Raw genomic sequence first — 11,462 nt, forward strand, 5'->3', positions numbered from 1 at the left:
CGGGGCCGCCCTTCGTTTGTCCGATCACAGGAGCCCGAGACCGACCAGCTCGCGGCGCAGGGCCTCGGGCATGGCGGCGAGGTCGGCGGCGGCGCCGATGCCGAGGTCCCCCGGCGCATCGCGCTGGGTCAGGTAGCGCCAGCCCTGGAACGGTCGGCACGGCCGCGGCGTCACCGTGACGATCGCCGGATCGAGGACGAGGCGGCAGCGGCCGATGCCGTCGTCGCCGGTGACGAGGTCGATCGCGGTGATCGCCTGGCGGCAGCTCAGCGTGCCCTTGATCACCCAGTAGATCGAGCCTTGCCCGGCGATCTCGGCCCGCCGCTTCGGGACCATCCGCGTGGTGTGGACCGGCGCCGGATCGGCACCGAGCTGCAACGCCTCGTCGCGGAACCGGGATTGACGCGCCTCCAACTCGTCGATCGAGGCGGGGCCGACGCAGAGCTTGAGCAGGTGAAGGGCCACGATGTCGTCGGTCTCTCGCAGGCGCCGGGCGATGCGCGCAGGGTGTAACGCCGGATCATTGCGGCGAACGCGCGACCCTTCGTCCTGGCTACCGGTTCCGGCCGCGCGATCGTCGCTACGCGTCGGTCATCGCCTCGATCATGCCTTCGGGATCGCTCACGAACTGCCGCAGGATCCGAAAATGCTCGGTGTCCTGAAGGGCGACGGGCTCGAGGCCGTGCCGGCTCATCCGCAGCAGCCGTGCGCCGGGATGGGCCATGATGATCGGCGAATGCGTGACGATCAGCACCTGGGTCTGGTTGCCCGCCTCCATGCGCTTCAAGAGCTTGAGGAAGTCGAATTGTCGGTTCGGCGACATGGCGGATTCGGGCTCGTCGAAGAGGAAGATCCCGGGCTTCGCGCAGCGTTCCTCGAAGAACCGGATGAAGCCCTCGCCGTGCGAGTAGGACAGGAAATCCGCGCTGGGGCTGCCGACCTCGTCGAGGTAGCGGGCGACGGAGAAGAAGCTCTCCGCCCGGAAGAACCAGCCGCGACCGACCTTCGGCAGCCAGCTCGCCCGGAGCACGCGCGCGAGGTCGCCGCCGCTGGTCTCGGGCGCCCGGGCGTTGTCGACGGCGCGGTAGCCCGCGCCGCCACCGCTCTCGTCGAACCCGGCGAGGACCGCGATGCCCTCCAGCAGGGTGGATTTCCCGACCCCGTTCTCGCCGGCGATGATGGTCACCGGACGATCGAACGCGAGCTCGAACCCGCCCTCCCGGAACAGCGGAAGGCAGTAGGGATAGGCGTCGCGATCGTAGACCGCGTCGTCGGGCAGCCAGACCCGCTTCAGGTACGGCGGCGGCAACGACTTGTTCCGATACCTCGGCAACGCCCGGCCTCCGTCGCTTCGCCCCTCTGGCCCATAGGGGCGGCGATCTCACGGGGGCGCAAGCGGCGCGAGGCGCGATCCCGAGCTTCGGGGAACGCGTCGCCCCGCCGTGGTTCGCCGGCGCAGGCGCGGTCCCGGATCGGAGGGCGGTCTCGCGCTCGCTCGGCGGAGCCCTAGCAGAACAGCGCCAGCTTCTCCTCGACGCTGAGCGCATCGATCTCGGCGAAGCTGAGCGCACGTTCCGCGGGCGGATGCGATTCGGCGCTGATGTCGGCGGGTGCCGCGTCGGCAGCCCGGAACTCGAGGGCGTCGTCCTCGGAGGCGATCTGCGCCTCGAAATCGTCGGCCCAATCCAGCTCGGCCTCGACGTCCGACGCCTCCGCGGCCGACTCGGGCTCCGGCTCGGGCTCGGGCGCCGAGGGCAGGAACACGATGTCGTCGTGGAGCGGCACCGCACCGGGTTCGATCGCCCGGAGAGCCGCATGCGCGGCGGCGATCACCGCCGGCGCGTCCATGCCGAGATAGCGGTCGACGTCGCTCTGATCGAGGTCCTCGGGCCGCGATTCGCGGGCCGGGCGCGAGGTCGCGTAGCCCGGCGCCGGCGGGACCGGAGCGCCGGCATCGCCCCAGATCGCCATCATCGCGATCAGGCGTTCCTCGAGATAGCGCAAGGTCTGCACGATCCGGCTCGTGCGCTGCGCCGTGAGGTCCTGGAACGAGCAGGCGGTGTAGATCTGCGTCGCGTAGCGGTCGAGGGCGTCGCAGGCCGCCTCGTCGATGCCGTGCTCGCGCAGCGACCACGCGCTTTCCTGAACCTGCTCGGCGGCGGTGAGGATGTCGGTGGTCGCCCGCTCGGTCGCCTGGACGATCGCGTCCAGCGCCTCCGAGGCGATGCCGAGGCGGGTCTGGTCGTGATCGGGATCGGTGATCGCCGCGATCTCGGCCTTGGTCCGGCTGATCGCGCTCGCCATCTCCATGATGTCGCCGCGGAAATGGCTGACTGCGTCCGGGCCGTGCCCGTCCGTAACCGCGGATTCGAGCCGCGCGATCGCGTCGAGCAGCACGGTCGTGTCGGCGCTGCGGTTGCGGCGGGCATACTCGGCGAGGAACCAGCGCCCGCGGGCGCTCCCGCTCATGGTCGCCTCGATGGCCTCGTACTCGGTCGGCTCGAAGGCCGTCAGCGAGTGGGAACCGGACATGATACGCGTCCTCGAAGGCGATAGCCTCGCGCGGTGGGACGAGACCCGGCTCCGGCGCAACTCTGGCAAGAGCGCAATTTGACAGGATCGGTTTAACGGCGGCTTACGGTGGCCGCTCCCGTCCCGATCCACCCCGCATCGATCCGAGACCTTGGCCGCGTCCCCGACTCTCGAGCCCAGCCGTTTCCGCCTGTCGCTCCTCTATGCGGTGGTCTTCGTCGAGATCGGCATCGCGATGCCGTTCATGCCGGTCTGGCTCGCCGCGCTCGGCCTCGACGCCTCGGTGATCGGGCTGCTGCTCGCCCTGCCGATCGCCACGCGCATCGTCGCCACCGCACCGCTGATGAGCCTGATCGATCGCGGCGTCGGCGCCCGGGCGCTGCTGCTGACGGGCAGCCTCGCCCTGGCGGCGACCTATGCCCTGATGCCGGCCGGCGCCGGGATCGGCTGGCCGGCGCTGGCGCTCCTCGTGCTGCTCAACGCGGTCGCCGGCGCGCCGCTGGTTCCGAGCATCGACTACCTCACCCTCGCCGCCGTCCGGCGGCAGCCGCGGCTCGACTACGCGCGGATCCGGATGTCGGGCTCGGTGGCGTTCCTCATCGCCAACCTCGCCGGCGGGGCGCTGCTCACGGCGATGGGCGAAACCCTTGCGGTGCCGCTGCTGCTCACCGGGCTGGCGCTGATCGCGAGCGTGGTGGCCTTCACCAGCCGCTCGGTCGCCGCGCCGGCGCCGGAGCACGCGGAGGGGCTTCGTCCACGGCTGCCGCTGCGCCTCAAGCTCTGCGTCGCCGCCGCCGCCGCGATCCAGGCGAGCCACGCGGCGATCTACGCCTTCGGCAGCATCCACTGGACCGCGCACGGCTTCTCGACCGCGACGGTCGGCGCGCTCTGGGGCGTCGGGGTCGTCGCCGAGATCGTGCTGTTCGCCTGCGTCGCCCGCCTGCCGGCCGCGTGGCGCACGCCGTTCCGCTATCTCGCCCTCGGCGGCGGGGCGGCGCTGGTTCGCGCCGTGGGGATGTACGCCCTCGGCGACACCATGCCCGCACTCGTCGGCCTCCAGGCCCTGCACGGGCTGACCTTCGGCGCGACGCAGCTCGGGGCGATGGCCGCCGTCTCCGCCTTCGCCCCGGACGGCGCCCGCGGCCGGGCGCAGGGCACGCTCAGCGCCGCGAACGCGACGGCGGCGGCCGGCGCCACGCTGCTCAGCGGCTTCGCCTACCGGGCGGGCGGGCCTCTCGTCTTCCTGGCGATGGCGCCGCTCGCGGTCGCGGGCCTCGCCCTGACCGCGGCCGCCGCGAGCCGGGCCGCGGCCCGGGTCCCTGCCACCGGGCAGCCTCCGGTTGCGGTGCGGCACGATACGGACCGTCAACCCTAATCTGAACATATCGCGCAGGCAGACCGGCGCCGATCGAGGGACACAGGCTTCGTGCAGGCCAACGACACCACGCCGACGCATCGACTCGACCGGCAGCCCGCCGGCGCGACCATCGCGCCGGGCGACGGACACGTCGCGCTCGACGGGCGCTGGACGGCCGACCAGGGCGGCGCGGTCGAGACCGCCGCCGCGCGGATCGCCGCCGAGGCCAGGAGCCGCCCCGTGATGGTCGACCTGAGCGCCGTCGCGCGCCTCGACACCCTCGGCGCCTGGGTGCTGGAGCGGACCCGCGGCGAGATCGAGGCGGCCGGCGGGCACCTGAGCTATGCCGGCGTGCGGCCTGAGCACCGCATCCTGCTCGGCGAGATGCACCTGCGCGATCCCGAGCCGGCCGCTCCCGTCCGCCAGGGCCGGGTCTTCGCGATGCTCGACGGCCTCGGCCGCCGCGTGGTCCGCGGCGGGCACGACCTGATTACGGGGCTGGCCTTCCTCGGCGAGGTGATCGCCGCGTGCCTGCGCGTGGCGTCGCGTCCGTCGACCTTCCGCGGCCGGGCCTTCGTCAACCAGATCGAGCAGGTCGCCTTCCGCGGCGTGCCGATCATCTTCCTGATCTCGTTCCTCGTCGGCGGCATCGTCGCGCAGCAGGGCATCTTCCAGCTCCAGCGCTTCGGGGCGGCGGCCTTCGTCGTCAACCTGATCGGGCTCCTGATCCTGCGCGAGCTCGGCGTGCTGCTCACCTCGATCATGGTGGCCGGACGCTCCGGCTCGGCCTTCACCGCCGAGATCGGCTCGATGCGGATGCGCGAGGAGGTCGACGCCCTGCGCGTGATGGGGCTCGACCCGATCGAGATCCTGATCGTTCCGCGCATCCTCGCCCTCGTCGTCGGGCTGCCGATGCTGACGCTGATCGCGGCGCTCGCGGCGCTGACCGGCGGCGGCCTCACGGCGATGGCCTATGGCGGGCTCACGCTGGAGCAGTTCCTGGCGCGGCTGCAGGCGGCAGTCGGCGTCCACCACGTCCTCGTCGGGCTGATCAAGGCGCCGTTCATGGCGCTGATCATCGGCATCATCGCGACGATCGAGGGGTTCGCCGTGGAGGGCTCGGCGGAATCGCTTGGGCGCCACGTCACCGCCTCAGTCGTCAAATCCATCTTCATGGTGATCGTCCTCGACGGGTTGTTCGCGGTGTTCTTCGCGGCGATCGATTTCTGAGGATCCGGTGCGAAACCCAGACGCCATGCCCGAGACGACCGAACCCGAACCGATCATCCGCGTCCGCGACCTCGTCGTCGGCTTTCGCGACCGCACCATCCTGAAGGGCCTGAACCTCGACATCCGCCGCGGCGAGATCCTCGGCTTCGTCGGCCCGTCGGGCCAGGGCAAATCGGTCCTGACCCGCACGATCCTCGGCCTCGTCGCCAAGCGCTCGGGCACCATCGAGGTGTTCGGCCAGGACATGGACGGCCTCACCATCGCCGAGCGCCGCGGCGTCGAGCAGCGCTGGGGCGTGCTGTTCCAGCAGGGCGCGCTGTTCTCGGCGCTCACCGTGAAGCAGAACATTCAGATGCCGATGCGCGAGCACCTGAACCTGTCCGAGCGCCTGCTCGACGAGTTCGCGCGCCTCAAGATCGAGATGGTCGGCCTCAAGCCGGATGCCGCCGACAAGCTGCCTTCGGAACTGTCGGGCGGCATGATCAAGCGCGCGGCGCTGGCCCGCTCGCTCGCGCTCGACCCCGAGATCCTGTTCCTCGACGAGCCGACCTCGGGCCTCGACCCGATCGGCGCCGGCGAGTTCGACGAGCTGGTCGCGACCCTCAAGCAGACCCTGGGCCTCACCGTCTTCATGGTGACGCACGACCTCGACAGCCTCTACACCGCATGCGACCGCATCGCGGCGCTCGGCGACGGACAGATCATCGCCGCCGGCACGATCGACGAGATGCTGGCGCACGACCACCCGTGGCTGCGCTCGTACTTCCACGGCAAGCGTGCCCGGGCGATCGTCCCGGCGGCGCCGATGCGGACGGGCGTCCCCGCCCATGCGTGACCGCTCGCACCGGGGGCGGATGCCGGCGCGCCGCGCGGGTGCGCCCGCGCACCGCACGAATGCCACAGCTTGGCGGAAGGCCTGAGATCATGGAGACCCGTGCGAACTTCGCCCTCATCGGCGCCTTCACCCTCGGGGTGATCCTGGTCGGCTTCGGCTTCGTGCTGTGGCTATCGGGCGGCTCGTCGCGGCAGGTAAGCCAAGCGGTGCGCGTCGTGTTCTCGGGCAGCGTCGGCGGGCTGTCGCGCGGGTCGAGCGTGACCTTCAACGGCATCAAGGTCGGCGAGGTGACGGACGTCCACCTGCTGCCGCAGGATCCGCGCCGGGTCATCGCCGAAATCAAGGTGGCCCCCTCGACGCCCCTGCGCGCCGACACCCGCGCGCGCCTCGATTCGGCGATGCTGACCGGCGTCTCGGTGATCGCGCTGAACGGCGGCAACGCCGACGCGCCGGCGCTGGCGCCGGGCACGAACGGCGAGATGCCGACGATCTTCGCCGACTCGTCCGACATTCAGGACATGATGGCCGCCGCCAAGCAGATCGCGCAGCGGGCCGACGACGTGCTCCAGCGCCTCGACAAGCTGGTCGCCGGCAACGAGGGCGCGATCACCCGCACGCTCGCCAACGTCGAGAGCTTCTCGAAGACGCTGGCCGAGGCCGGGCCCGCCGTCTCGAGCCTGGTGAAGGCGGTGGACGGCAGCAAGCTCAACCGCGTGATCGACAACGCCGACCGGTTCTCGAGCGCGCTCGCGACGTCGAGCCCGGACATCGAGGCCGGCCTGCACGACGCCCGGTCGCTGGCGGGCAAGCTTAACGCCTCGGCCGACCGGATCGACGCCGTGCTGAAGGGCGCCGAGGGCTTCCTCGGATCCGCCTCGGGCGAGGCCGGCGCCAGCACCTTCACGCAGGTGCGCGAGGCCGCGATCTCGGTGCGCGACGCCGGCAAGGCGTTCCGGACCCTGTCCGAGAACCTCGACAAGCGCACCGCCAACATCGCCACGAGCTTCGGGCGGCTCAGCGGCACCGGCCGACGCGAGGTCGAGGCCCTGTCGACCGACGGGCAACGCACGCTCAACACCCTGAACCGCACGGTCCGGACGCTGGAGCGGGATCCCTCGCAGGTGATCTTCGGCGGCAAGCCGTCGTTGCCGGAATACAACGGTGGCCGCTGAAGTCGCGCCGTTCCGGGTCGATGTGTCTCGCCGCACGGCACATTTCATGCGGCCGAATAGTTTGAACGGCACAGCTTCATCCGTTCCCGGCCACCCGGCCGGGAACGTTCAGGTATCGCGTATGCTCCGTCCCGTTACCGGTCTGGCCCTGGTCGCCTCGCTCGTCGCCCCGATCCTCGGCGGCTGCGGCGGGGGCGCCGCGCCGCTGACCTTCGACCTCATGGCGCTGCCGGCCGCCGGCCGCCCGGCCGCGAGTGCGCGCGCGATCGTGGTCGCGGAGCCGGTGGGCATCCAGCCGTTCGAGGCCGATCGGATCATCGTGCGCGAGGCCGGCGGCTCGCTCTCGTTCCTCGGCGGCGGCCAATGGGCCGATCGCCTGCCGCGCCTGATCCAGACCCGGATCATCCAGAGCCTGGAGAATGCCGGCCGCCTGCGCTCGGTCTCGCGCCCCGGCGACAAGGTCGTGGCCGACTACCAGCTCATCTCCGAGATCCGCGCCTTCGACATCGCGGCCGGCACCGGCGAGGCGGTGGTGGACATCTCGGCCAAGCTGGTCGCCGACGGCACCGGAAAGGTGGTCGCGGCCCGGATCTTCACGGCGCGCGTGCCCGTCACCGCGGTCGATGCCGGCAACGGCGCGCGGGCGCTCGACCAGGCGCTCGGCACCGTGCTCGCGGACCTGGTGCGCTGGGTGAACGGCGGGCGCTGAGCGCCCGGGCCGCTCACTCCATCACCGCCGCCTTCATGATCACCACCATCGTCGCGCGGCCCGGCACGTCGCCGGTGCAGCGGACGACGTGCTGGCGGTCGCAGCGGTAGCGAAGGGTCTCGCCGGCGCGCGCGCGCTGAACGACGCCGCCGATGTCGACCTCGAAGCAGCCCTCCGAGACCGAGAGCGATTCGACCGAGCCGCGCTGGTGCGGATCGGAATCGAGCACCCCGCCCGGGTCGGCCGAGACCTCGTACCATTGCAGCCACTCGATGGTCTTGACCCAGCCGATGATCGCCAGCCGCACCTTGCCGTCCTCGGAGACGAGGATCGGCGTGTCGGCGCGCGAGGACTTCTCGATGAAGGGCTCCTCGTCGTTGGCCGCCAGCACCCGCTCGATCGAGACGTCGAGCGCCTGCGACAGGCGCCAGATCGTCGCCAGCGTCGGGTTGGTCTCGTTGCGCTCGATCTGGCTAATGATCGACTTGGCGACGCCGGATTGCTCGGCGAGCTCCGACAGCGAAAGGTTGTAGGCCTTGCGCAGGCGCTGGATCGTCTTGCCGAGCTGTCCCGACAGCACGGCCGCTCCGCTCAGCATGTCCCGGCCCCGACCCGGCCGTTCCGCCTGTTCCTGCATCGCCGAAGCCATCCGCATTCCGCCATCGCGTTCCGTTTATCGGAACGAACGTGCGCTACTACAAACGCAATCCCCCCGCGGATGCAAGGCGACCGGCGCGGATGCCGCAGCGTGCCGGTTCGGCGTTCAGGCCCAGATCGCGAAGAAGTGGTGGACCGGCCCATGCCCCTCGCCGATCGCGAGGTCGTCGGCGGCGGCAATCGCGGCGGCGACGTAGGCCTTGGCGGCGCGGACCGCCGCCTCGAGGCCGAGGCCCTTCGCGAGGCCGGCGGCGACGGCGGCCGACAGGGTGCAGCCGGTGCCGTGGGTGTTGCGCGTCGGGTGGCGTGCGCCCGAGAAGCGCCGCATCAGCCCCTCCGAGGTCAGCAGATGGTCGACGCTCTCGTCGCCCGCGGCATGGCCGCCCTTGATCAGCACGCCGTGGGCGCCCGCCGCGACGAGGCGCCTGGCCTGCGCGGCCGCGCCGTTCTCGTCGGCGGCCGGTGCCTCGTCGAGAAGGCTCGCCGCCTCGGGCAGGTTCGGGGTGATCAGGTCGGCGAGCGGCATCAGGCGGCTGCGGAGCAGCATCACCGCGTCGTCCGAGATCAACCGGTCGCCGCTGGTGGCGACCATCACCGGATCGAGCACCACCGGGATGCGCCGCGGGATCGCGTGGCGCTCGAGCGCCGCGGCCACGGCCTCGATCACCGCCGGCTGCGACAGCATCCCGATCTTCACCGCCGTCACGGCGAGGTCGGAGAAGACGCTGTCGATCTGCGCGGCGACGAAGTCGGCGGGCACGTCGTGGATGCCCTGGACGCCGCGCGTGTTCTGCGCGGTCAGCGCCGTGATCGCGCTGGCGCCGTAGACGCCGAGCGCGGAGAAGGTCTTGAGATCGGCCTGGATCCCGGCGCCGCCGCCCGAATCCGATCCTGCGATGGTCAGCGCGATCGGCGTCATCGGGCGGCTCCCCGTTCGGCCAGCGCCGCGTCGACCCGCGCCCGCAGGTCGCGCGCCCGGCCCTCGACGGCCTCCGCCCCGAACAGGGCCGAGATCACCGCGATCCCGTCGGCGCCGGCGGCGATCACCGCGGCGGCGTTGCTCGCGTCGATGCCGGCGATCGCGCCGACCGGCACCGCGGTGCCGCGGGCGAGCCTGGCGCGGAACGCGATCCGCGCGAACCCGTCGAGGCCGACCGGTGGATCCGGGTTGTCCTTGCTGGTCGTGGAGAAGACGCCGCCGATGCAGGCGTAATCCACCGGCAGCCGATAGAGCTCGTCGGCCTGCGCGCCGGTCTTCAGCGTCAACCCGACGATCGCCCGGTCGCCGAGCAGCCGGCGGGCATCGGCCGGGTGCAGATCCGACTGGCCGAGATGCACGCCCTCGCAACCCGCGGCCAGCGCGAGGTCGACCCGGTCGTTGACCAGCAGCGGCGCGCGGCCGGCGAGGGCCGCATGGATCGCGCGGATGCGGGCAAGCGCCGCGCGGGCGTCGGCGTTGTCCTTCTCGCGATACTGGAACAGGGTGCAGCCCCCGGCGACCGCCGCCGCCGCCATGTCGGCGAGGCGAGGCCCGTCGTCGCCGCAGACGCCGACGTCGAGGAGGCCGTAGAGGCGCAGGTCGACCGTCGGACCGGACGCGCGGCCGGTCGTCGCGTTTCCGAGGCTGCCGCCCGCCTGCATCGCCCGCCTCCTCACGACCGGCTGTCGTCCCGGCGCGTTCGGCCCTGTCTGGCCACCGCAGAGCCGCTTAGCAAGCGCTTTCGGCCTCGGAGGCAAGAGGGCGCCATCCCCGCCGGAATGTCGGCGCCGCGTTGACGGATTGCGGCCGTTTGCGGCTTAAGCAACGACAGGTCGATGCGCGGCCGCTCCATCAACGACCGCTCGGCCTTGGGCGGCGGGTCATGCGATGGACAGGGCGACGGGAAAGACGATGTCGGCGGACTTGCGCGCGGCCGGGACGGTGCCCAGCCCCTCCTCCGTGGGGCTCGCCGCGGCGATCATCGCCGCCACCGAGGGCGAGCCGCGGGCGCTGACGGTCCAGGTGGCCGACCAGGCCGCGGGACGCGGCGACGGGCTGCCGGCCGGGCCGCTCGTGTCGGAGCATGCCACCCTGGAGCGCGGCCTGCGCGCCTGGGTCGAGCGCCAGACCCACCAGCGCCTGGGCTACGTCGAGCAGCTCTACACCTTCGGCGACCGCGACCGGCAGGCCGACGCCAGGGCAGGCGTCCACACCCTGTCGGTGGCCTACCTCGCCCTCGTGCGCGAGGAGCGCCCGGCGGGCCTGGCCGAGGCGGCCTGGCGCAACTGGTACCGCTACCTGCCCTACGAGGATTTCCGGAAGGGCCGGCCGCCCGAGCTCGACGCGATCGAGGCCGAGCTGCTGGCCTGGGCCGGCGCGCCGACCGATGCTAAGCTCCGGCGCTCGCGCGCGGACCGCCTCGGCCTCACCTTCGGCCTCAACGGCGCGACCTGGAACGAGGAGCGCGTGCTGGAACGCTACGAGCTGCTGTTCGAGGCGGGGCTGATCCCGGAAGCCGCCGGCAATGCCGGGCCCGCGCGCCCCGGCGACCCGACGGGAGTGCCGATGGCGTTCGACCATCGTCGGGTGCTCGCCACCGCGATCGGACGCCTGCGCGGCAAGATCAAGTATCGCCCGGTGGTGTTCGAGCTGATGCCGCCGCACTTCACGCTGCTCCAGCTTCAGCGCACCGTCGAGGCCCTGTCGGGAACGCAGCTCCACAAGCAGAACTTCCGCCGGCTGGTGGCGCAGCAGGGGCTGGTGGAGGAGACCGAGGGCGTCACCAGCGGCACCGCCGGGCGGCCGGCGCGCCTGGTCCGCTTCCGCCGTGAGGTCCTGCTTGAGCGCCCCGCCCCCGGCCTGCGCCTGACGCCGTCGCGCCGGTCGCAGTGATGCGAGCCGGCAAAGTCATCCTCGAGACGCCTTGTTTCGGGCCAAGGTATTTAGCCAGCACATGATAATACTTGTTGCTTTTCAGCAACCCCACGTAC

Annotated in this window: 12 protein-coding genes; 6 read left to right on the forward strand and 6 right to left on the reverse strand. The window is 71.8% G+C overall.

Going from position 1 to position 11,462, the window contains the following annotated elements:
- Positions 1–24 precede the first annotated feature (24 nt).
- The 3 genes from MKK55_RS16400 to MKK55_RS16410 form a co-directional block, all read right to left on the reverse strand.
- Positions 25–465, reverse strand: a complete 441-nt coding sequence (locus MKK55_RS16400) for a DUF1489 family protein (protein WP_243936418.1) — start codon at positions 463–465, stop codon at positions 25–27.
- Between the two features lie 115 nt (positions 466–580).
- Complete coding sequence (locus MKK55_RS16405) at positions 581–1,309, reverse strand: AAA family ATPase (RefSeq protein WP_243936419.1); 729 nt, start codon at positions 1,307–1,309, stop codon at positions 581–583.
- A gap of 197 nt (positions 1,310–1,506) precedes the next feature.
- Positions 1,507–2,532 carry a hypothetical protein gene (locus tag MKK55_RS16410; RefSeq protein ID WP_147728887.1) on the reverse strand — a complete coding sequence of 342 codons (1,026 nt, stop codon included), beginning with the start codon at positions 2,530–2,532 and terminating at the stop codon, positions 1,507–1,509.
- A 151-nt stretch (positions 2,533–2,683) separates the two neighbouring features.
- On the opposite strand from MKK55_RS16410, the gene MKK55_RS16415 reads away from it, so the two are divergent.
- The 5 genes from MKK55_RS16415 to MKK55_RS16435 all read left to right on the forward strand — a co-directional run bounded on the left by MKK55_RS16415 (position 2,684) and on the right by MKK55_RS16435 (position 7,835).
- On the forward strand, positions 2,684–3,907 hold the full coding sequence (locus MKK55_RS16415; protein WP_243936421.1) for an MFS transporter: 1,224 nt from the start codon (positions 2,684–2,686) through the stop codon (positions 3,905–3,907).
- Positions 3,908–4,018: 111 nt separating this feature from the next.
- Positions 4,019–5,119 (forward strand): ABC transporter permease, encoded by a 1,101-nt coding sequence (locus tag MKK55_RS16420; RefSeq protein WP_243936588.1) that lies wholly within the window; start codon positions 4,019–4,021, stop codon positions 5,117–5,119.
- A gap of 25 nt (positions 5,120–5,144) precedes the next feature.
- Entirely contained in the window at positions 5,145–5,954 is an 810-nt protein-coding gene (locus tag MKK55_RS16425; protein ID WP_243936423.1) for an ABC transporter ATP-binding protein, read from the forward strand.
- Positions 5,955–6,043: 89 nt separating this feature from the next.
- On the forward strand, positions 6,044–7,126 hold the full coding sequence (locus MKK55_RS16430; protein WP_147729241.1) for an MlaD family protein: 1,083 nt from the start codon (positions 6,044–6,046) through the stop codon (positions 7,124–7,126).
- 121 nt (positions 7,127–7,247) lie between these two features.
- Entirely contained in the window at positions 7,248–7,835 is a 588-nt protein-coding gene (locus tag MKK55_RS16435) for an ABC-type transport auxiliary lipoprotein family protein (RefSeq protein ID WP_243935546.1), read from the forward strand.
- Positions 7,836–7,848: 13 nt separating this feature from the next.
- On the opposite strand, the gene MKK55_RS16440 is transcribed toward MKK55_RS16435, so the two are convergent.
- From MKK55_RS16440 to thiE, 3 genes are all read right to left on the reverse strand, one after another.
- Positions 7,849–8,472 carry a helix-turn-helix domain-containing protein gene (locus tag MKK55_RS16440; RefSeq protein ID WP_147729642.1) on the reverse strand — a complete coding sequence of 208 codons (624 nt, stop codon included), beginning with the start codon at positions 8,470–8,472 and terminating at the stop codon, positions 7,849–7,851.
- Between the two features lie 126 nt (positions 8,473–8,598).
- On the reverse strand, positions 8,599–9,411 hold the full coding sequence (gene thiD, locus MKK55_RS16445; RefSeq protein ID WP_243936427.1) for a bifunctional hydroxymethylpyrimidine kinase/phosphomethylpyrimidine kinase: 813 nt from the start codon (positions 9,409–9,411) through the stop codon (positions 8,599–8,601).
- Positions 9,408–10,133: a thiamine phosphate synthase gene (gene thiE / locus MKK55_RS16450; protein WP_243936431.1), complete on the reverse strand. Its 726-nt coding sequence runs from the start codon at positions 10,131–10,133 to the stop codon at positions 9,408–9,410. The genes thiD and thiE overlap by 4 nt, the downstream gene beginning before the upstream one ends.
- A gap of 250 nt (positions 10,134–10,383) precedes the next feature.
- Here thiE and MKK55_RS16455 point away from each other — a divergent pair, with 250 nt between their 5' ends.
- Positions 10,384–11,364: an NUDIX hydrolase gene (locus tag MKK55_RS16455; RefSeq protein ID WP_147729042.1), complete on the forward strand. Its 981-nt coding sequence runs from the start codon at positions 10,384–10,386 to the stop codon at positions 11,362–11,364.
- The last annotated feature ends 98 nt before the right edge of the window (positions 11,365–11,462 follow it).

This window comes from Methylobacterium sp. J-059, assembly GCF_022829485.1.
In the GTDB taxonomy this organism is placed as follows: Bacteria; Pseudomonadota; Alphaproteobacteria; order Rhizobiales; family Beijerinckiaceae; genus Methylobacterium.